This is a genomic window from Roseixanthobacter psychrophilus (assembly GCF_043195195.1).
Taxonomy (GTDB): Bacteria; Pseudomonadota; Alphaproteobacteria; order Rhizobiales; family Xanthobacteraceae; genus NCEH01.
Genome location: NZ_JBAFWT010000015.1, coordinates 1 through 19421 on the forward strand (window position 1 = coordinate 1; position 19421 = coordinate 19421).

Here is a 19421-nt window from a genome sequence, read left to right on the forward strand (position 1 = left end):
CTAGCGCCCTCCACGGCCCCCCGGCCCACACGGGACGGAAGAATCCGAGAGGATGCGGCGGATCGCTTGCGGCCGGCTGTCGAACGGGCCGTTTAGCGGGACGCCAGCGCCGGACACGATCCACCATCCCGCCTGACCGCCCGCCCCCTGGCGAAAGCGGGGATGGGCGAAGGCAGGCGCGTCAGGTGGGGGATGCATGTCACATCCCCCAATAATAGGGTGCGCGATAATAATCGTGCACCCGGGTTTCATAATTACGGTCCCAGGTCGGCTGGTCCTCGACACCATAGGTTGGGGCGCCTTCCATCTGCTCGCGGGTGAGATTCACCACATAGCCGCCCTGGGCGGGATCATAGTCCAGCGTCGACCACGGCAAGGGATGGTACTTCTCGCCAATGCCGAGAAAGCCGCCGAACGACATCACCGCATAGGCCACTTTGCCGGAGCGTTTGTCGATCATCAGATCATGGATCGAACCGAGAGATTCGCCAGCGGGATTATAGACTTCCGTTCCGGAGACTTTTTCGCCCGAGATGAGCGAGGTGGTTTCATTACGAATGTCCATGACATTTTCCTTGAAGAGCTTTGTAAATATAAAACGCTCGATCATCCCCAATGTTCCGTTGATGGAGGCACGTCTAGACAAGCAAAAACCCGGCCCTGTGGGAGCCGGGTTTTTATTCTTCACAACAGACGCGGGATCAGACCGCCCAATACCCTTGCAGTCCATAATGGCCGTGAAGCCTCTGCTCGGCGGCGCGGCGCGGCTCGAACGCCATCTGCTCGTCGGGCCACGGCGGGGCGTCCTCCAATTGCTGGATCGTCACGCCGGTCACATATCCGCCCTGGCGGGTATCGTATTTCAACGCCGCCCACGGCACCGGATGATGATCCCCGCCGAGGCCCAGCACCGCGCCGAAGGTGAGCACGGCATACGCGATCTTGCCGGTCTGCTTGTCGATCATCACATCGCTGATAAACCCGATGTGTTCGCCCTCGGTATTGTAAACGTCGGTACCGCTCACTTTGCCGGTGGAGATCAGGTCCGTGGTTTCGTCCTGAAAGTCGTGACGTGCGCCCATGGGTTGGCTCCTCTGTGCGTTTCTCCCAGAAGGAACACTTCGGCGACCGGCCCGGTTCCACGCGGTGCCGCGCCGCAGGGGGAAGCGGACCTTCAGACGATGCGCGCGATGTGGTTGTCGAAGCGCGGGCCGCCGCCATGACGCGCGATGATGCGCGGCACACGCTCTTCCACCGCGATCACGATCACCTCGCCATAGCCATTGGTGGCGAGGAAGCGCCCCGCCGCGTTGATCGGCGCAAGCCCGCAGCCGTCCGGAAACGGGACGAAGCCAAGATAGCGCCCCGAACGTTCCCACACCGCCACTCGTCCGCCGCGCGGACTTGCCGCCGCCGCCAATTGCCCCGAGGCATCGAGCGCCACCGAGCCGATATAGCCGCGCAGCCCCATCCAGGCCTCGTCCGGCGCCTCATAAGGGGTGAGGCCGAGCGTTTCATGGATGGCGAACAGGAGCGGCTTGCTGGAGGGGACGAGGGAAATTTCCTGCGCCGCGATCACCGCTCCCGCCGCATCGCGCGCGAGATGGCGCAGCGAGAGCGAGGCGAGGTCCCCGCCGGCCGGGAACACCGCGCGCGCGCTGCCGTCAGCGCCGAGGATGGCAAGGCTCGCCCCGGTCTCCTCGCACCCCACAGCCTCCGGCGTGCCCGGCTCGACGCCGCCATTAGCGATAATCAGGCTATCCCCCATGTGCAGCATGTCGTGCGGACCCGTGCCCTGGCTCGGCCATTCCGCGATGATCTCGAACCCACCCGCGATACTGCGCAGCGCCACCGTTCCGGCATCGCTCGAAGGATCGATCTCCACGGTGAGAAACCCGGTACCGTCGGGTGTGAAGCGGCCATGGCCGGAGAACACCCGGTTCGCGCCGGGGGCAAAGCGCGCCACTTCCTTGCCGGCCACGCGGTCCAACACCAGGGCCACCTTGCCCGGTCGCCGGCCGACGGCTACCGCCAGTGGGCCATGGGCGCTGGGCTCGATCGCATGCAGGCGCGTCGCGCTCACCGCCAGGGGGTCGGCATCGAAACCGCCGTCGAGGGCCAGCGGGGCAAAGCCCCCCTCCACCTGCCCTGTGGCAAGCCAGCCCCGCGCGAGGGTTTCAGGCGCGAGCTGGTGCGACAGTTCGTGTGCGCGGGCGAGGTCCAGCCGCGAGGCGGCGGCGAGCGCGCCCGCGCCGAGCAGCAGGGAGCGACGGGAGATCATGGCTCAGTCCCCATCCAGCGCGTTGAAGCCGAGCGGCACGCCGAGCTTGGCGGCAAGCGGGTCCACCACCGCCTTCTGGGCGGCTTTCACCTCGGTGACGGCGGTTTCCAAGAGCTTGCGCCGCTTGGGATCGGCGGCGGCGGCGCCGAGATCGGCGGGCAGCGCGTCCACCGCCTTCTGGGCAGCGGCGAAGCGGGCCAGCACCTGCCCCCGGGCCGGCTCCGGCAGGCCGGCGGCAAGGCTGGAACCGAGAGCATTCGCGCTGCGCACCATCTGCCGCAGAATCTCGGCCTCGCGCCCCGAGCGACGCCCTTCGCCGGCGAGCGGCTTTGCCTCCTCCACCGACTTGCCGAGCACGGCGATCAGCCCCAGGTCCACCACCCGCTGGTAGGCACCGGCAAGGTCGGTGACGACAAGGCTCGGCACCTGCGCGGGATCGGGCAGGAACACCTTGTCGCCCTTGCCGCTCTTCACCTCCGCGAGCAGGCCGGTGGTCTTATCGCCCCAGCCGGCGCGGATGTCCTTGGCGATCGTGGCAAGGTTCAGCGCGATGGCGGTTCCAAGGGCGCAGCGGCGCGCCGCATCATCGCCGGCCACCAACTTGGGCGCCGCATCCGGCTCGAACAGCACCCGCTCCAGGGCTGGCAGACCCTGCACGGCAGCGCTGAGGCGGCCGAAGCGATCGGGCTGAAGCCGCGTTTCGTCGGGATCGGCCAGCAGTTCCGGGATCGAGCGGGAGACCGCGTTGCGCTTGTCGGGGAACATGTTGAAGCGGTCGGCGCGCAGCGCCAGGATCACCGGGCCGAAGGTGACGAAGCTCACCTGCGCCCACGCATCGGCGACCGCACGGAAATCTGCGGAAAGGGTGCCGATGCCCTCGGGGCCCGGCTTGGCGCAGAAGGTGCGCCAAGCCTGCTCCTGCCGCGCCGTGGTGGCCGTGAGCGCGTCATAGCGGGGCAGCAGCCAGGTTTCCAGCAGCGGCACCGCATCGGGCGCCGCGCGGGCGGCTCCGGAAAGCAACGCACCGGCGGCGAGGACGGTGGCGAGCACCAGGGTGCGGACAGGTTCAGGCAGGGACATTCGGAGCATCGGACGCACCTTCGGGGCGAGGGTCGTGTCGCGGGTTGGCGGGAGATTAAAGGCCGGAAACATAGCGGATCAGCGCCGCGCGGTCGGGGGCGGACAGACGGCCATAGCGGGCGAGGGCGGATGCGGCCTCCCCGCTATGCCAGGCCACCGCCGCCGCCACATCCGTGGCGCGGCCATCGTGCAGCAAGCCCGTGCCGCGCGCGAGCGCCTCGGAAATTCCCGCCAGGGGCGCGGTGCGCCATTCGGCTCCCGCGACACCCGGCAGGTCGAGGCCGTCGTCCAGGCCGGGGCCGAGATCGTGCAGCAACAGATCGGTGAACAGGGGCGCCGTGCCGCCGCCCTCCAGCGGCAGGGCGGGGCGATGGCAGGCCGCGCAGCCGGTCGCGGCGAACAGCCGGGCGCCGGCCGCATGCGCCTGCGCGGGAGGAACAGGCAGGCCGGCCACATAGACCACCAGGGCATCGAACAGCGCGCCGGAAATCTCCGTCTCGCCCTCGTGCGCGACGCCATGGGGGGCGTTGCGGCACAGCGTCTGCGCCGGTGTGCAATCACCCCACGGCTCGGGCAGGAGGGGCGTTGACAGGCCGAAGTCGAGGTGGAACGCCTCGGCGACCTGGCCCTGCAGGGTCGGCTGCTGCGCCTTCCATCCGAACCGGCCGATGGTCTCCCGGCCGTCGGCGCCGACCATATGATGGGCGCGACCGCGCACGCCATCGCCATCGCGGTCATCACGATCTTCAAGGGCCAGGATGGCCGCTTGCGGCACCTGCGCCAGCAAGCCGCGTCCGCGCAGGTCCGGCGCGAGGCGCAGGCGCGGCACCGTATCTGGCGCCAGCGGGCCATAAGCGAGCGCACTCAAAACCGGGATGCGGGCGATGCGGCCTTGCCGGTCCCGCGTTTCGCGGATGCGCACGATGGCTTCTGCATCGTGCCCCTGGACGGCCTCGGTTTGGAGCCGCGCCCCATAGACCGGATCGGGGCCGCCGCCCGGCCGCGCCAGGGCCACCACCAGACCGTGGCCCAGGGGGGATCCATCGGCATCAAGGCGCGCCATGCCGCGCCCGTCGCGGGGATGGCAGGCACTGCAGGAGCGGGCATCGAACAGCGGGCCGAGCCCGTCATTGCCGCGCGTGGATGAGGGGGCCGGCACCCAGGGCCGGTCGAACACCGCCTTGCCGACCGCAAATTCGAGCCCATCGGCGGCCCCGGCTCCGGGAAGTGCGAACACCAGCAGGGCCGCGATGAGCGCGCGAGGCGAAAGACCGGCCATCAGGCAATGCTCAGATAGCCCATCATCCCCGTCTCCATATGGTCGAGAATGTGGCAATGGAGCACCCAATTGCCCGGCGCCGCCACGAACGCGATCTCCGCGCTTTCGCGCGCCGAGAGCAGGACCGTGTCGGCGAAATGGCGCGGCCGCTTCGCCTTGCTGGCGGACATCACATCGAACACATGGCCGTGCAGGTGCACGGGATGCAGGTGCTGGGTGGGATTGGTCAAGGTGATCACATAGGAGCGGCCGGCGACCAGGCGCGCCAGCGGCAGCGGCATGGGCTTGGTGCCCCCGGTGGGCCAGGAATTCTGGCTGATGGCCCAGAAGGTGCGCGGGCCGGTGCAATATTGATCCACCAGGGCCTTGGCCAGCGGATCGTCCGGTGGCAGGCCCGCCGCCACATTGACGGCATCGTCGGTGGCCTGTTGCAGGCTCAGCGTGAGCCGCTCGGCCTTGCGCAAATCGGCCTTCGGCACGTCCGGCGGCGGCAGGGCGATGGGCTTGAACGGGCGCTTGCGCAAGCGCGAAGGGGTCGCCGTGATGCGGGCGAGCAGGAACGGCTCGCCGCCGGTGCGATAATCATAGAGGAAGGCGCTCTGCCCCTCGGCCGGCATGCGCAAGTGCAGGTCCATGCGCTGGGAGGAACCGAGATCGCAGGTGTCGAAATCCACCGGCGCAATGGCATGACCGTCGAAGGCGATGATGTAGCCCTCGGTCTCGCCGGTGCCCACCTGCACCGTGCGCGTGGAATCGAGATTGAGGACGCGCAGGCGCAGATCCGCATGGGCGGGCGCGGTCAGTTCGGCGGCGCCGACACCGTTGACCCCACGCACGGTGCCGAATGTGCCCGCCTTGGAGGCGCCCTCCTCGGTGAGGAAGGGCAGGAAGCTGCCGTCGGGTGCCAGCCGCCAATCCTTGATGACGAGAATATGCTCGGCCTGGAAGGGCAGCTTTTCCTCTTCCTCGACGATCAGCACGCCGGCAAGGCCGCGCCCCACCTGCCCGGTCTCGTCGCAATGGGGATGGAAGAAGAAGGTGCCGGCATCGGGCAAAGGCACCTCATAGATGAAGCGGCCGCCGTCCGCCGGAATGAGATCCTGCGTCAGGCCGGGCACCCCGTCCTGGGGGTTGGGCAGGCGGATGCCGTGCCAATGGACCGTGGTGCCCACGGGCAGGCGATTATCCACCTGGACCTTCAGGCGGGTGCCACGGCGCGCCCGCACCACGGGAAAGACGGTATCGTTGAAGAGATAAAGTTCCTGTGCCTGCGCCCCCGGTCCCAAGAGGTGCCGCGCGGCGATGCCGGGCGAAAGGGACAGCGGCTTGATCGGGGCGTGCGGATCGGTGCCCGCCGCAGCCTGCCCCAGGCGCTGGGGCAGGAGACCGGTGAGGGCGCCCGCCGCGAAGCCGGTGAGAAGGGTGCGGCGGGAGACCATTTCGCCCAGTGGACTTTCACCTTCGAGGGCGCGTCCAGGCTCTCGGAGCCTTCCACCTTGACCTTCACGCCGAGTGCGCCGACCGCCTGCTCCAGGGCACGGGTCTGGGCCACCAGGGCATCGATGCCGCGCTGGATGCGGGCGTTGCCCTCGGTATTCCCCTCGCCGATCATCTGGTCATAGGATTCCTTGCCGCTGTCGGCGGTGTCCTTGATCTCCTTCAGGGCAGCGAGCGCGGCGTCCATGCGCTCCTTCGCCGTGGCGGCAACCTTGGGATCCTTGGCGGCGACGAGGTCGGCCACCGAGGGACCCTGAACCACGCTGCCGTCGAGCCGGGTGTAGCGGGCGGTGTAGATCGCGACGATTCCCACCTCGTCGTAATAGTGCGAATTGTGGGTATTGTCGGAGAAGCAATCATGCTCCTCCTCGGGATCATGCAGGATCAGGCCGAGCTTCATGCGCTCACCCGCCAGCTCGCCGTAGGAGAGCGAACCGAGCCCGGTGAGGATGACGCCGAGGCCCGCCTTGTCGGACTTCTTCTGCACGAACGCGCGGGCCTTGCCCTTGGCGCCCCAGTCCGAAACCATCTCCTGCAAATCGGTGACCAGCAGATCGGTTGCGGCCTTGAGATAAGCGGCGCGGCGATCGCAATTGCCGTTGGTGCAGGCCTTCAGGTCATAGTCGGTGGCCGGGCGATTGCCGGCGCCGGCCTTGGTGCCGTTGAGGTCCTGGCCCCACAGCAGGAATTCGATGGCGTGATAGCCGGTGGTCACGTTGGCCTCCACGCCCGCCGCCTCGGCAAGCGAGGCGATGAGCTGGGGCGTGATGGCCGAGGTGTCGACCATCTTCTTGCCGACGCGGATCTTCTTGTTGGCGATGATGTTCGCCTTGTAGAGCGGGTTCTCGTCCGACGTGTCGCCATAGGACGGCGCCACATAGTCGATCAGGCCCTCGTCGAGCGGCCAGGCGTTGACCTTGCCTTCCCAGGCATCCACCACCGGGTTGCCGAAGCGGAAGCCCTCGGTCTGCTGGTAGGGCACGCGCGCGGCCTTCCAGGCGTCGCGGGCCTTGGCGAGCGTTGCATCGGTGGGGGCGGCGAGGAAGTCGTTCACGGCACCCTGAAGGCTTTTTGCTGCCGTCAGGCTGTCGCCATACATGGCTTCAGCAAGATTGGCGTAAGTGGAAAGAACGTCCTTAACCTTCGGTGCCGGTGCGTTTTCCGCGCGCGCAAAGGTGACGGCCGACAAAACTGCCAGGCCAAGAGTAAAGATTAAAGTCTTTGCGCGTTTCACAATAAATGCTCCCGCCTCACTCGGCAGAAATCGCCGCCGCACCCAACATCACGCATAACCGAGGGGGAGGTTTCCCGCAAGTTGAGGCGTCAAAGTTGGAATTACTACAGTCTGGATGCTTGCGGACTGCGCAATCAGCACAGCGATGCCGCAGATGCCGGGTCAGGCCCGGCGGCGCAGGATCTTCAGTCGGCCGAGCAATTCGGCGACTGCCTCCGGCGGCAGGAGCGCGATTTCCTTCGACAGCAGGTTGGCCAATTCCGTGGCTTCCGGCGTCAGGCCGGCGGTGTCCACCGTCACGCGCGGGTGGGAGACCTCGGCAAGGCGCTGCAAATCCTCGGCCTCGTCCCAGATCACGTTGAAATAAGCGATCACGCGCTGCACCAGCGGCCAGGTCGGCCGGCCGCGCTTGCCGTTCTCCAGCGCCGAAAGATAGGTCGGCGTCACGCCCACGGCATGGGCCATCTCGCTCAGAGTCACGCCTTTGCTGGCGCGCAATTCGCGAACCCGACGGCCGAACGGGGTCATGCGGATGCGCTCATGGGGTTTCCTCCCGCGCGCGGCGGCGGCGGATGCGGATATAAAGCGCGCCATCGCCCCCGTGACGCCGGGCCGCAGCCTCGAAGCCCACCACATAGGGCCGCATGGCCGCGTCGGCGAGCCATTGCGGCACCGCGCGACGCAGCACGCCGCGTTCCGGCGCGCCGGTGAGGAACGCGCTTTCCGGATCGCCCTTGCCGGTGATGACTAAAATCAGGGAATGACCGGCGGCCTGCGCCTCGACGACGAACATCAGCAGACGGCGGTGGGCGGCGGCCTGGGTCAGCCCGTGCAGGTCCAGCCGGGCATCCACCTCGCCGCCCCGCGTGAGACGGCGCCGCACCTTGGGTTCAAGCACAGAGAGCGGCGGCGGGGCAGGCGCCTCCAACGCGGGGCGCGCACCCACCCGGCCGGTGGGCTTGAGGATGCGCGCCTTGCGGGGACGGGCAGCGGCAGGTTCGGCCACAGGCACCATCTCGACCGCGACAAGGGCCAGGGGTGGCTCAACAATCGGAGGCGGCGGCACATGGGGGCGCGGCGCCGGGCGAAGGGGCGCGACCGAACGCACCACATGCTGCCAAAGGGTGCGCTCCTCCTCGTTCAGCAACCGTCTGCGTCCGCGCCGGCTCATGGCGTGGCTCGCACCGGCTGGAGGCGCGGCACCAAAAGCGTGAACGCGCCGGGATGGCGCAGACGCCCCGCCACCGCCGCTGCCGCATCGCCGGCGCCAAAGAAGATGTCCGCCCGCGCCGGGCCGACGATCGCAGATCCCGTATCCTGCGCGATCATCAGCCGGCGGAACGGATCCTTCCGCGCCGCACCGGTGAGCGGCAGCGTGGCATCAATGAAGAAAGGGGTGCCGTAGGCGTGTAGCGCGCGGTCGACGGCGATGGAGCGGCCTGCCGTCAGCGGCACGCCCTGCGCACCCAGCGCCCCGGCATCGCCGGCAAGCGGCACGGCGCGGAAAAACACGAACGAGCGATTTTCCCGCATCAGCGCCGCGCCGGCTTCGGGATCGCGCTCGATGAAGCTTCGGATGGCAGCCATGGACATGGCCTCGCGCGACACCAGGCCGCGCTGAATCAGCAACCGGCCGACGGGCGTATAGGGATAGCCGTTGTGACCGTCATAATTGAGCCGCAGCGCCTTGCCGTCCGGCAGGCGGATGCGGGCCGACCCTTGGATCTGCATGAAGAACAGGTCCACCGGATGGGCGATATAGGCAATCTCCAGACCGCGACCGGCCAGCGCGCCGTCGTCGATGGCCGCGCGGTCGTAATAAGGCACGAGCTGTTCGCCCGCGCGCCGCACCGCGCCACCCTTATTGCTGCCGGCCGGCCCGGTGGGGATCAGATCGCCGGGGCGGCCGTAGATGGGCACCTTGAACACATCGGTGGGAGAGAGGGCGCCATCCACCTCCGGCTCGTAATAGCCGGTGAGGAAGCCGGGCGGATTCTGAGCGGGGACAAGGGTGAAGGCGCGGAAATTGGCCTCGAAGAACAGCCGGGCCACGTCCGCGCGCGGCGCTTCCGGCGCCAGCGTGCGCACCAGGCGGCGGGCATTGTCGCAGGCGACCCTCAGGCCCGGCACCAACGCCGGATTGTCAGGCGGGCCGACCTCGACCGGACGCGCGCGCAGCGCGCCGCAGCTCATAAGGAAGGTGGAGAAGGCCCTCGCCTGGTCGTCCACGGCCCAGCCGGGAATACGGGCATAGGCGATGTTCTCCAGACGCGCGCCGGAAACATCCGGAGGCGAAACCGGCACGAAAGCCGGCAAGCCACCGGGGACGCCGGCCGCCGGAGCCGGCGTGGCGCCCAGCATGGCGGCAAGGACCAGCGCAGCGCGCAGCGCCCGAGGCAGGAGTTTGCAGGCCGCAGCGACCGGCTCCGCGTGAGAGGGAACTGTGCGCGACGGAAATTTGAAGGGAGGATGCACGACCGGGGCGCCCGTAGAGCTTTCCTCGGGACCCATTTGCCCGAGGGCCGGCTTACCGATGCCCGCGATGGTCCCGCCCTCGCAGGCCCCGGCCAAATCTTCACCGGCCAAACCCTCGCTACTCGGGCCGGAGAAGCTGCGGAACGAGGGCCGCCGGGACGCCATGGGCGAAATTACTGCGCCGCTTCGGTGGCGACCAGTTTCCAGTTGGGATCACGGGCGCCCAGGTCGCGCGCGAAGGTCCACACGTCGGTCACGTCGGATACGGTGTCCGCGCTGCCGTCGGCAACCGATCCGTCCTTGGCACGGGTCACCGAAATCAATTTCGACACGAAGCGTACCGTCACCTGCGCGGTGCGGCCGCGCACGTTGGCGTCCAGGAGATCCGCCGAATCAATCGAAACGAAGCGCGATTCCATGGTTTCGCCCCGGCTCTCCCGGTCGGTTATGGCGGCGATGAAGCCATCATAGACGTCCTTGGCGAGCAGGTCCTTCAACTGGCGGCGGTCGCCGTTGGCGAAGGCGAGCACGATCATCTCATAGGCGCCCTTGGCGCCGGAGAGGAATTGCTTGGCGTCAAAGTCCGGCTCGATGGCGACGATCTGGTCGAGCGCAGTCGCGACCGGCGACCCCTCGGTGGTGACGCCCTGCCAGCGAAAGCCGGGCGGGGTGTCGTCATTCACCGGCGCGCGCGCCGGCAAGTCGCCGGTTCGCTCCGGCAGGGACACGACATTGTCCGGCGCTGCCGGCGTCGGGCGCGCATCCCGCGAATAGGGGTCGTAGGGTGGCCGTTCCTTGCCGGTGCGCTGTCCGAGCACGGAGCGCAGGCGGAAGAAGATGAAGACCGCGAGGGCCAGGAAGATGATCGTGTAAATGTCGAGCACTGCGCTTCGCCATGCCTCCGGAGGCGCGGACAAACCGCCACCGCCTCGATTGCCGCCGCTTCAGGCCCCACGCCATCCCGGGGGGATGACGAGCGGCCCAACCCTTGGACGCGACCCATCCTCGGCTTGAATGGATATCCCAACCGGGCGCGTTCCGAAACCCGCTCGTCGCCCACGCCGCAAGACGCAGGCCACGTTTCCCGTCTTTTCTATATGTACGTCGTCCCGACGCCACCGCCACCCCCCACGGCGGCACAGGATACGATTCACCTTAGGGCAGCACTTGCCGCAACGCTACCCGTGCCACCGCGTCGCACATTCCGTTGACCGGTGTCGGAACGTCACTTAAGCTGTTTCAAACGATTAAAAGACTTACGGGCGCCCCCAAAGGCCACGCCAATCAAGGCCGGGGACGCCGCAAAAAGGGGCCCAACGCCCCATACAGGGAGGAGACCTATGAAACGCCTGCTCATCGCCGGGCTCAGCCTCGCGCTGTCCGCCATGCTCCCGCTCTCCGCCGCTAGGGCGGCCTATCCCGAACGGCCCATCACCCTGATCGTGCCCTGGGGCGCGGGCGGCGGCACGGACGCGGTCGCGCGCATCATCGGCTCGCTGATGGAGCGCGACCTCGGCCAGCCGGTGGCGGTGGTAAACCGCACCGGCGGGCAAGGCGTCGTCGGCCATCAGGCAATCGCCGATGCGCCTGCGGACGGTTACACCATCGGCTTGCTGACGGTGGAAATCGCCATGATGCACTGGGCCGGCCTGACCAAGCTCGACCCCGGCTCCTATACCCCCATCGCCCTCGTGAACGAGGACGCAGCCGGCCTGCAGGTGCGCGCCGACGCGCCCTACAAGACCGCGCAGGAGGTGATCGACGACATCAAGAAGAATCCCGGCAAGTTCAAGGCCTCCGGCACCGGACAAGGCGGCATCTGGCATCTGGCCCTGGCCGGCATGCTGTCCTCGCTGAAGACCGACCCGGCAAGCGTTCCCTGGGTGCCGAGCGCAGGTGCGGCGCCGGGCCTGCAGGATCTCATGGCCGGAGGCGTCCAGATCGTCACCTGCTCGTTGCCCGAGGCCCGCTCGCTGATCGACGCCGGGCGGGTGAAGAGCCTCGCCGTCATGGCCAAGGAGCGCTCGAAGCTCATGCCCAACATCCCGACCTTGAAGGAAGCCACCGGCAGCGATTGGACCATCGGCGCCTGGCGCGGCATCGCCGGCCCCAAGGGCCTGCCCAAGGAGGTCTCCGACCGGCTCATCGCCTCGGTGAAGAAAGCCTATGAGAGCAAGGAATACCAGGAATTCCTCACCAATCGCGGATTTGGCGGAAAATGGGCCGAAGGGCCTGCGTTCGGCACCTTCATGGCGCAGAGCGACACCGCCCTAGGCGCGGTGATGAAGGAAGTGGGACTGGCGAAATAGCGTCCTGTTCCTGAGCGGCGAGGTCCTTTCCTCCCCTCTCACCCCAACCCTCTCCCCAGTGGGGAGAGGGGGCTCAAGGGCTTTTTTCCGCGCCGGCCGTGGCGCCGGATTCACCTCTCCCCGCCGGGGAGAGGTCGGCCGCACAGCGGACGGGTGAGGGGCACACCGGCCGCCGGCAAATGCGGAACAGCCTCGCCCCAAAGCGCGCGAACGCACCCCAACCGACTTGAGCGCACCTAAGGACTGCATCATGCGCGTCAATGATTTGATCCTCGCCATCCTGGTGATGGTTGGAGCGGCCGCGTTGGCGGCTGCGGCTTCCACCTTGCCGCCGATACCGGGCCAGAAGTTCGGCGCCGATGTATTTCCAACGGCCATCTCGGGCGGTCTGTTCCTGTGCGGCCTCGTGCTGGCGGTGCAGAGTCTGCGCGCCGGAGCCGGGGCGGCATTTGCCCTCGGCTGGGCACGCGAGGCGTCGACGCTGCTGCGGGCCTGCGGCACGCTGGCGACGGTAGCGCTCTATATGGTGCTCGCGCCGCTGACAGGCTTCATCGTCGCCGCCACCCTCATGCTGCTCACCCTGTTCCTGATGCTGAAGGTGCGGCCGGTGGTGGCCGCCCCAGTGGCGATCATCGCGACGCTTTGCGTCTATTATTCCTTCGCCCACGGCCTGCGCGTCCCGCTGCCGCGCGGCCTCATCGAGGGCATGCTGTGATGGCCGCCATCGAAGCCGGCATCGGCCTCGTGCTGCATTGGCACGTCATCCTCACCATCTTCATCGCGGCGGCGTTCGGCTTGGTCGTCGGGGCAATTCCCGGCCTCACCGCCACCATGGCCATCGCACTGCTGGTGCCCATTACCTTCTTCATGGACCCCATCTCCGCCGTCGGCGCCATGATCTCCTGCTCGGCCATGGCGATCTTTGCGGGCGATATCCCAAGCACCCTCATGCGCATGCCGGGCACGCCGGCTTCGGCCGCCTATACCGACGAATGCTATGCCATGACGCGCAAGGGGCAGGCAGAAGTCGCGCTCGGAGCGAACGTGCTGTTCTCCGCCCTCGGCGGTCTGTTCGGCACGGCGGTACTGATCGTGTCCGCCCCGCTGCTGGCGGAGGTGGCGCTGGGCTTTTCCTCGTTCGAATATTTCTGGCTGGCGCTGCTCGGGCTCACCTGCGCCATCTTCATCGGCTCGGGCTCGCCGGTGAAGGGGCTGATCTCCCTGTTCATCGGCCTGTTCGTCGCTTGCATCGGCCTCGACAATCCCGCCGGCATCCCGCGCTTCACCATGGGCAATACCGATCTGATGAGCGGGGTGGACTTCATCCCCGCCATGATCGGCCTGTTCGCAGTGTCCGAGGTGATCCGCGCCATGGCCTTGGGCGCCAAGGACTGGGAGGTGAAGCAGACCTCGCTCGGCAATCCGCTGCGCGGCTGGGGGGCCATGTTCGTCAAATACTGGCCGCAACAGATCCGCGGCAACATCACCGGTACCGCCATCGGCATCCTGCCCGGCGCGGGGGCCGACATCGCGGCCTGGGTCTCCTATGCCATGAGCCGCAAATTCTCCAAGACCCCGGAGAAATTCGGCACGGGACACGTGGAGGGCATCATCGAGAGCACGTCCTCCAACAATGCCGCGCTCGCGGGCGCTTGGGTGCCGGCGCTGGTGTTCGGCATTCCCGGCGACAGCATCACCGCCATCGTCATCGGCGTGCTGTATCTGAAGGGCCTCAATCCCGGCCCGACGCTGTTCCTTAACAATCCAGAATCCATCTATGCGGTGTTCTTCATCTTCATCATCGCCAACCTCGCCATGATCCCGCTCGGGCTGGCGGCGCTGAAGGCGGGCACGGCACTGCTGAAAGTGCCGCGCCGCATCCTGATGCCGGTGATCCTGCTGTTCTGCGTGGTGGGCGCGTTCGCCGTGAATAATTCCATCTATGGCGTCGTGCTGATGCTGTTGTTCGGCGTGCTCGGCTTTTTCATGGAGGAGCACGACGTGCCGATCGCGCCCTGCGTGCTCGGCATCGTGCTCGGCAAGATGCTCGAGGACAGTTTCGTGACCTCCATGATCAAGGCCGACGGCGACCTGCTGGCTTTCTTCTACCGACCCATCTCGGCCGGGCTGGGAATCGTCACCATCCTGGTGCTCCTGCTGCCGCTTTGGGGCGTGCTGAGCCGCCGACTGAGCGCAGCGCGCGCGGCGTGAGGCCGGGCGGACGCCTGACCCGCATTGTCCGCGCTCCTCCCCGCACCCCTGTGGCGCGGGGAGAATTTAAGCTTCGCCTTGATCCATTGCCTTGATTAGACCGGAAACGCCCCTCACTCGTAGGCACTTCGCCCTTCCCTAGCGATGGATGCTTGATGCCTGAGACGCTGCTCCTCGCCGACATCGGCGGCACCTCCACGCGCATCGCCCGCGCCGGCACCGACGGCACGCTGTTCGACGTGCGGGTGGAGGCGAACGATTCCTACGCCAGCCTGGAGGATCTGTTCGGCGTCTACCTCGCCAACATCGGCGGCCCGCGCCCGCGCGTCGGCGTGTTTGCCGTCGCCGGACCGGTGGACGGCGACGAGGTGAAGCTTACCAATCGCGATTGGCGGTTCTCGCGTCCCGCCCTCGCCCGCACCCTTGGGCTTGACGCCCTTGCAGTGCTGAACGATTTCGCCGCCCTGGCCCATGGGGTGGTCGGCCTCGGCGCGGACAGCCTCGTCACCGTCGGGACAGGCAAGGCCGTGGCGGGTGCGCCGATCCTGGTCTGCGGCCCCGGCACCGGGCTCGGCACTGCGCTCGTCCTGCCGCGCGGCGAGAGTTATGAGGTTTTGCCCGGCGAAGGCGGCCATGTCCGGTTCGGCGCCGTCACCTCCGAAGAGGCGCGGGTGCTCGCCCATCTGGTGCAGGATCTCGGGCCGGTGAGCGTGGAACATGTGCTGTCCGGTGCCGGCCTGGTGCGGCTGCACCGCATCCTCGCCGGTGAGATCGCGACCTCCCACGCCATCATCGATGCCGCTTTGTCCGGCCAGCGCAATGAGCGCGAGACCTGCCACGTGTTCCTGCGCCTGCTGGGTCGGGTGGTGGGGGATTTCACCTTGCTCACCATGGCGCGCGGCGGCGTCTACATTTCCGGCGGTGTCGGCGCGGCGATGGCGCCGCTGTTCGCCGAGTCCCCGTTCCGCGCAGCGTTTGAGGATCATCCGCCCTATCAGGCGCGCCTCGCCGCCATTCCGGTGCGGGTCGTGGTGCACCCGACCCCCGGCCTTGCCGGCGCGGCGGAAGTTGCCCGGCGCTTGCTGGCCAGCCTGGTCACCGCCTGAGCACCATGCATCCAAGCGGGCGGGCCCTTTCAGGCGCGCAGCGCCATCTGCCGCCAGCGCAGGAATTCATGCACGGTGGGCGACTGCTCCCGTCGCCGGTAGATCATATAGACATCGGCCACCAGCGCCGGCGCGATGGGCACGAACACCACGTCGTCGCTCGTGAAGGCGGCCGTGGAGGCGGGCACGAGAGACACTCCGAAGCCGGCCGCGATCAGACTTGGGATCGACTGGGAATCCACCACCTGCTGAGAAATTCTCGGCAGAAATCCCGCATCGACGCAGCAGCGCTGGAGATAGCGCGCGAATTCCGAGGAGTCGGGATGCAGCATCACATGCTCGTCCGCGCTTAATTCCGCGAGGCCGACCTGAACCCGGCCGGCAAGGCGATGGCCGCGCGGCAGGATCACCGAAATGGATTCGGGCCACGCCAATGTGCTGGCGAGTTCTTCGCTGTCGGCAACGGAGCGGTTGAAGCTGATATCGGTACGCAGCTCCAGCACAGCTTTCACCTGTAGGGCCGGGGCCTGCTCATAAATCACCGTGCGCACGTCGGGCGCATGGCGCCGATAGGCCGAGAGCCATTGGGCGAGCCCCCCGCGCAGGATGGTCCCGGTCGCCCCGATGGCGATGGTGCCGCTGCGCCCGGCACCAATGGCCTTCACGTGCAGCCGCGTGCGAGCCGCCTGTTCCAGCAAGGCGCGGGCCTGCGCCTCCAGTTCCTGCCCGGCGGCGGTCAGTTCCACCCGTCGGCTGGTGCGGGTGAACAGCCGCGTGTCCAGCTCCGCCTCCAATTGGGCGATCTGCTGGGAGAGCGGGGGCTGGGAAATGTTCAGCCGCGCCGCCGCCCGGGTAAGGACAGCTCCTCGGCGACCGCGAGAAAATAGCGAAGCTGGCGCAGATCCATATTCAAAACATATCGATTAAGTCCAACGATATATTGGACCTATGCCTGTTGCGGCGCAACACTGCGTTTAATAACCGGGCACTGGCTGGCCTTGCGCAGCCCAAAGCACCGGTGGGGAATACTCGCAAACAGGACCTTCCAGATGACACGTATGAAGAGCTTTTCCATCGCGTGCGCCGTGGCGGCGCTCGTGGGGACGATCGCGACCGGCGCTGCCAGTCCCGCAGCGGCCGATACCTTGGCCGATATCGAAAAGGCCAAGGTCATCAAGATCGCCGTGCCGCAGGATTTCGCGCCCTTCGGATCGGCGGGCCTCGATCTGAAGCCGGTGGGCTATGACATCGACATGGCCAATTACATCGGTCAGCAGCTCGGCGTGAAGGTGGAGATCGTCCCCGTCACCAGCGCCAACCGCATCGCCTATCTCCAGACCAAGAAGGTGGATCTCGTCATCTCCAGCCTCGGCAAGAATCCCGAGCGCGAGAAGGTGATCGACTTTTCCACCGCCTATGCGCCCTTCTTCTCCGGCGTCTATGGCCTCAAGGCCGAGAGCTCCGCGAAGTTCGACGATCTCGCCGGCAAGACCGTGGGCGCGACGCGCGGCTCCATCGAGGAGCAGGAATTGACCAAGAGCGCCCCGGCCTCGGCAACCGTGAAGCGCTACGAGGACAATAACGCCACCATATCCGCCTTCATCTCCGGCCAGGTGGACCTGATCGCCACCGGCAACACCGTCGCCGCCGCGATCGCCGAGAAAAGCTCGGCCCGCAAGCCGGACCTGAAGTTCATCATCAAGAACAGCCCCTGCTACGTCGGGCTGAACAAGGATGAACCGGCCCTGCTCGCCAAGGTCAACGAGATCATCACCAAGGCCAAGGCCGACGGCACGCTCGCCAAATTTTCCGAAAAATGGCTGAAGGCGCCGCTGCCGGCTGAGTTCTGATCCCGCTGCATCCTCAACAGCCAGCGGGGGCGGTCGCATGACCTATCACATGAGCTTCGGCGACCTGCTGCCCTATTGGGACGTGCTGGCGCGCGGATTGCTCTACACCATCATCCTCACGGTCGTTTCGACCGTCACCGGCCTCGCCGTGGGAACGGCGGGCGCCTGGGCCCGGAGCTTCGGGCCGAAATGGGCGGGTTATGCCGTCGGCGCTTATGTGGAGCTGATCCGCAACACGCCCTTCATCGTGCAACTGTTCTTCGTTTTCTTCGGCCTGCCGGCGATCGGCGTGAAGATGACGGAAACAGAAGCCGCGTTCCTGGCCATGGTGATCAATCTCGGCGCCTATTCCACCGAGATCATCCGCGCCGGTATCCAGGCGGTGCCGAAGGGCCATCTGGAGGCGGCGGCCTCGCTCGCCATGAGCCGGCTGGAGACGTTCCGCTACGTGGTGCTGAAACAGGCCTTCATGAAGGTCTACCCGGCGCTGTCCTCGCAGATCGTCATCGTCATGCTGGGGTCGGCGGTGGTGTCGCAGATTTCGGCCGAAGACCTGACCTATGCGGCGAATTTCGTCCAGTCGCGAAATTTCCGGGCCTTCGAAGTCTATCTCGTCGCTGCTCTTCTCTACTTGCTCCTGGCCATCGCCATGCGCGCAATATTGCGTGGCATCGGCCGGGCCCTGTTCCCGAAGGCCTGAGCCATGATCGAATTTTCCTTCGCGATCATCCTTGAAAACCTGCTGCTGGCGACGCGCTGGACCATCCTCCTGTCGCTCATCGCCTTCGTCAGCGGCGGCCTGGTGGGACTGCTTGTCCTGTTCGGCCGCGTCTCCAAGCACGAAGTGCTGCGCCTTCTCACGGCGGGGTACATCGAATTCTTCCAGGGCACGCCGCTTTTGATGCAACTCTTCCTGCTGTTCTTCGGCATCGCCTTGTTCGGCGTCGAGGTCAGCCCCTGGATCGCCGCATGGCTGGCGCTGACCTTCTGGACCAGCGCGTTCCTTTCGGAAATCTGGCGCGGCTGCGTGGAATCGGTTCCGCGCGGCCAATGGGAGGCCTCCGGCACACTCGCCATGACCTTCATGGAGCAGATGCGCTACGTCATTCTGCCTCAGGCCATGCGGATCGCGGTGGCGCCCACCGTCGGCTTCTCGGTGCAGGTCATCAAGGGCACGGCGCTCGCCTCGATCATCGGCTTCGTCGAACTGACCAAGGCCGGCACCATGCTCAACAACGCCACCTTCCGCCCGTTCCTGGTCTATTCCCTGGTGGCGCTGATCTACTTCTGCCTTTGCTTCCCCTTGTCCTGGTGTTCCAAGCGCCTGGAGGCTCGTCTCAATGTCGCTCGTTAATATCCAAGATGTGCGCAAGAACTTCGGGCCGCTCGAAGTCTTGAAAGGCGTATCGATCCAGATCGGCCGCGGCGACGTTGCCGCCATCATCGGCCGGTCCGGCAGCGGCAAGAGCACGCTCCTGCGCTGCATCAACGGGCTGGAGGAATTCCAGGCCGGGGCGATCACGGTGGATGGCATGGAGGTTGGTCCCGGCAAGACCGACCTGCGCACCCTGCGCCGCCATGTCGGCATGGTGTTCCAGCAGTTCAACTTATTTCCCCACCTCACGGCGGGCGAAAATGTGATGCTGGCGCCCACCGTGGTGGTGAAGCTGCAGAAGGGCGAGGCGCGCGACATGGCCGCCGCCCTGCTCGAAAAAGTCGGCCTCGCTGGCAAGTTCGATGCCTATCCGAGCCAGCTCTCGGGTGGCCAGCAGCAGCGCGTCGCCATCGCCCGCGCGCTCGCCATGCAGCCGACCGTTCTGCTGTGCGACGAGATCACCTCGGCGCTCGACCCGGAGCTGGTGAACGAGGTGCTCCGCGTGGTGGAGCAACTCGCAAGCGAGGGCATGACGTTGATCCTGGTGACGCACGAAATGCGCTTTGCCCGCGATGTCGGCACCAAGCTCATCTTCATGCACCAGGGCCGCGTCCATGAAGAGGGCGCGCCGAAGGCATTGTTCGCGAATCCGCAAACGCCGGAACTCGCGCAATTCGTCACCGGCTCGCACTGAAGAATATGCGTTCGCACCGGTTTGCAGAAG

General features: G+C 66.8%; 19 protein-coding genes and 1 pseudogene. 8 read left to right on the forward strand and 12 right to left on the reverse strand.

Annotated elements, in window-relative coordinates:
- Positions 1 to 199 precede the first annotated feature (199 nt).
- The 11 genes and pseudogenes from V5F77_RS14575 to V5F77_RS14625 form a co-directional block, all read right to left on the reverse strand.
- The gene (locus tag V5F77_RS14575) at positions 200 to 565 is read right to left on the reverse strand and encodes a PRC-barrel domain-containing protein (RefSeq protein ID WP_429006082.1); all 366 of its coding nucleotides are present in this window, start codon (positions 563 to 565) and stop codon (positions 200 to 202) included.
- A gap of 136 nt (positions 566 to 701) precedes the next feature.
- Positions 702 to 1082, reverse strand: a complete 381-nt coding sequence (locus tag V5F77_RS14580) for a PRC-barrel domain-containing protein (protein ID WP_429006083.1) — start codon at positions 1080 to 1082, stop codon at positions 702 to 704.
- Positions 1083 to 1174: 92 nt separating this feature from the next.
- On the reverse strand, positions 1175 to 2281 hold the full coding sequence (locus V5F77_RS14585) for a DUF1513 domain-containing protein (protein WP_429006084.1): 1107 nt from the start codon (positions 2279 to 2281) through the stop codon (positions 1175 to 1177).
- Positions 2282 to 2284: 3 nt separating this feature from the next.
- The gene (locus V5F77_RS14590) at positions 2285 to 3361 is read right to left on the reverse strand and encodes an imelysin family protein (protein ID WP_429006085.1); all 1077 of its coding nucleotides are present in this window, start codon (positions 3359 to 3361) and stop codon (positions 2285 to 2287) included.
- Positions 3362 to 3416: 55 nt separating this feature from the next.
- Positions 3417 to 4640 carry a di-heme oxidoredictase family protein gene (locus V5F77_RS14595; protein ID WP_429006086.1) on the reverse strand — a complete coding sequence of 408 codons (1224 nt, stop codon included), beginning with the start codon at positions 4638 to 4640 and terminating at the stop codon, positions 3417 to 3419.
- Positions 4640 to 5869, reverse strand: coding sequence for a multicopper oxidase family protein (locus V5F77_RS14600; RefSeq protein ID WP_429006087.1), 1230 nt, complete (start codon positions 5867 to 5869; stop codon positions 4640 to 4642). Before V5F77_RS14600 ends, V5F77_RS14595 begins: the two co-directional genes overlap by 1 nt.
- Positions 5870 to 6096: 227 nt before the next feature.
- Positions 6097 to 7335: pseudogene (locus V5F77_RS14605) on the reverse strand (imelysin family protein); the annotation flags it as partial.
- 198 nt (positions 7336 to 7533) lie between these two features.
- Positions 7534 to 7899 carry a helix-turn-helix domain-containing protein gene (locus tag V5F77_RS14610; RefSeq protein WP_429006088.1) on the reverse strand — a complete coding sequence of 122 codons (366 nt, stop codon included), beginning with the start codon at positions 7897 to 7899 and terminating at the stop codon, positions 7534 to 7536.
- A gap of 10 nt (positions 7900 to 7909) precedes the next feature.
- The gene (locus tag V5F77_RS14615; RefSeq protein ID WP_429006089.1) at positions 7910 to 8542 is read right to left on the reverse strand and encodes a Smr/MutS family protein; all 633 of its coding nucleotides are present in this window, start codon (positions 8540 to 8542) and stop codon (positions 7910 to 7912) included.
- Positions 8539 to 9732 carry a murein transglycosylase A gene (gene mltA, locus V5F77_RS14620; RefSeq protein ID WP_429006090.1) on the reverse strand — a complete coding sequence of 398 codons (1194 nt, stop codon included), beginning with the start codon at positions 9730 to 9732 and terminating at the stop codon, positions 8539 to 8541. Before mltA ends, V5F77_RS14615 begins: the two co-directional genes overlap by 4 nt.
- A gap of 287 nt (positions 9733 to 10019) precedes the next feature.
- Complete coding sequence (locus V5F77_RS14625; RefSeq protein ID WP_429006091.1) at positions 10020 to 10730, reverse strand: Tim44/TimA family putative adaptor protein; 711 nt, start codon at positions 10728 to 10730, stop codon at positions 10020 to 10022.
- Between the two features lie 456 nt (positions 10731 to 11186).
- Between V5F77_RS14625 and V5F77_RS14630 the strand changes: the two genes are divergently transcribed.
- The 4 genes from V5F77_RS14630 (at position 11187) to glk (ending at position 15472) form a co-directional block, all read left to right on the forward strand.
- Positions 11187 to 12155, forward strand: a complete 969-nt coding sequence (locus V5F77_RS14630; RefSeq protein ID WP_429006092.1) for a Bug family tripartite tricarboxylate transporter substrate binding protein — start codon at positions 11187 to 11189, stop codon at positions 12153 to 12155.
- A 250-nt stretch (positions 12156 to 12405) separates the two neighbouring features.
- Positions 12406 to 12870, forward strand: a complete 465-nt coding sequence (locus V5F77_RS14635; RefSeq protein ID WP_429006093.1) for a tripartite tricarboxylate transporter TctB family protein — start codon at positions 12406 to 12408, stop codon at positions 12868 to 12870.
- On the forward strand, positions 12870 to 14366 hold the full coding sequence (locus V5F77_RS14640) for a tripartite tricarboxylate transporter permease (RefSeq protein ID WP_429006094.1): 1497 nt from the start codon (positions 12870 to 12872) through the stop codon (positions 14364 to 14366). The genes V5F77_RS14635 and V5F77_RS14640 overlap by 1 nt, the downstream gene beginning before the upstream one ends.
- Positions 14367 to 14521: 155 nt before the next feature.
- On the forward strand, positions 14522 to 15472 hold the full coding sequence (glk, locus tag V5F77_RS14645; RefSeq protein WP_429006095.1) for a glucokinase: 951 nt from the start codon (positions 14522 to 14524) through the stop codon (positions 15470 to 15472).
- Between the two features lie 29 nt (positions 15473 to 15501).
- On the opposite strand, the gene V5F77_RS14650 is transcribed toward glk, so the two are convergent.
- Positions 15502 to 16392 (reverse strand): LysR substrate-binding domain-containing protein, encoded by an 891-nt coding sequence (locus V5F77_RS14650; RefSeq protein WP_429006173.1) that lies wholly within the window; start codon positions 16390 to 16392, stop codon positions 15502 to 15504.
- A gap of 138 nt (positions 16393 to 16530) precedes the next feature.
- Here V5F77_RS14650 and V5F77_RS14655 point away from each other — a divergent pair, with 138 nt between their 5' ends.
- From V5F77_RS14655 to V5F77_RS14670, 4 genes are read left to right on the forward strand one after another with little or no spacing between them, the layout of a single operon-like run.
- Positions 16531 to 17322 carry a transporter substrate-binding domain-containing protein gene (locus V5F77_RS14655; RefSeq protein ID WP_429006174.1) on the forward strand — a complete coding sequence of 264 codons (792 nt, stop codon included), beginning with the start codon at positions 16531 to 16533 and terminating at the stop codon, positions 17320 to 17322.
- Between the two features lie 37 nt (positions 17323 to 17359).
- Positions 17360 to 18022: an amino acid ABC transporter permease gene (locus V5F77_RS14660; protein ID WP_429006096.1), complete on the forward strand. Its 663-nt coding sequence runs from the start codon at positions 17360 to 17362 to the stop codon at positions 18020 to 18022.
- A 3-nt stretch (positions 18023 to 18025) separates the two neighbouring features.
- On the forward strand, positions 18026 to 18676 hold the full coding sequence (locus V5F77_RS14665) for an amino acid ABC transporter permease (RefSeq protein ID WP_429006097.1): 651 nt from the start codon (positions 18026 to 18028) through the stop codon (positions 18674 to 18676).
- Positions 18663 to 19391: an amino acid ABC transporter ATP-binding protein gene (locus V5F77_RS14670; protein WP_429006098.1), complete on the forward strand. Its 729-nt coding sequence runs from the start codon at positions 18663 to 18665 to the stop codon at positions 19389 to 19391. Before V5F77_RS14665 ends, V5F77_RS14670 begins: the two co-directional genes overlap by 14 nt.
- The last annotated feature ends 30 nt before the right edge of the window (positions 19392 to 19421 follow it).

Bases quoted from the DNA above. Each gene is read 5' to 3' on its own strand.
- V5F77_RS14575 (WP_429006082.1), bottom strand. From the start codon at position 565: ATGGACATTCGTAATGAAACCACCTCGCTCATCTCGGGCGAAAAAGTC.
- V5F77_RS14580 (WP_429006083.1), bottom strand. From the start codon at position 1,082: ATGGGCGCACGTCACGACTTTCAGGACGAAACCACGGACCTGATCTCC.
- V5F77_RS14585 (WP_429006084.1), bottom strand. From the start codon at position 2,281: ATGATCTCCCGTCGCTCCCTGCTGCTCGGCGCGGGCGCGCTCGCCGCC.
- V5F77_RS14590 (WP_429006085.1), bottom strand. From the start codon at position 3,361: ATGTCCCTGCCTGAACCTGTCCGCACCCTGGTGCTCGCCACCGTCCTC.
- V5F77_RS14595 (WP_429006086.1), bottom strand. From the start codon at position 4,640: ATGGCCGGTCTTTCGCCTCGCGCGCTCATCGCGGCCCTGCTGGTGTTC.
- V5F77_RS14610 (WP_429006088.1), bottom strand. From the start codon at position 7,899: ATGACCCCGTTCGGCCGTCGGGTTCGCGAATTGCGCGCCAGCAAAGGC.
- V5F77_RS14615 (WP_429006089.1), bottom strand. From the start codon at position 8,542: ATGAGCCGGCGCGGACGCAGACGGTTGCTGAACGAGGAGGAGCGCACC.
- mltA (WP_429006090.1), bottom strand. From the start codon at position 9,732: ATGCTGGGCGCCACGCCGGCTCCGGCGGCCGGCGTCCCCGGTGGCTTG.
- V5F77_RS14630 (WP_429006092.1), top strand. From the start codon at position 11,187: ATGAAACGCCTGCTCATCGCCGGGCTCAGCCTCGCGCTGTCCGCCATG.
- V5F77_RS14635 (WP_429006093.1), top strand. From the start codon at position 12,406: ATGCGCGTCAATGATTTGATCCTCGCCATCCTGGTGATGGTTGGAGCG.
- V5F77_RS14640 (WP_429006094.1), top strand. From the start codon at position 12,870: ATGGCCGCCATCGAAGCCGGCATCGGCCTCGTGCTGCATTGGCACGTC.
- glk (WP_429006095.1), top strand. From the start codon at position 14,522: ATGCCTGAGACGCTGCTCCTCGCCGACATCGGCGGCACCTCCACGCGC.
- V5F77_RS14655 (WP_429006174.1), top strand. From the start codon at position 16,531: ATGAAGAGCTTTTCCATCGCGTGCGCCGTGGCGGCGCTCGTGGGGACG.
- V5F77_RS14660 (WP_429006096.1), top strand. From the start codon at position 17,360: ATGACCTATCACATGAGCTTCGGCGACCTGCTGCCCTATTGGGACGTG.
- V5F77_RS14665 (WP_429006097.1), top strand. From the start codon at position 18,026: ATGATCGAATTTTCCTTCGCGATCATCCTTGAAAACCTGCTGCTGGCG.
- V5F77_RS14670 (WP_429006098.1), top strand. From the start codon at position 18,663: ATGTCGCTCGTTAATATCCAAGATGTGCGCAAGAACTTCGGGCCGCTC.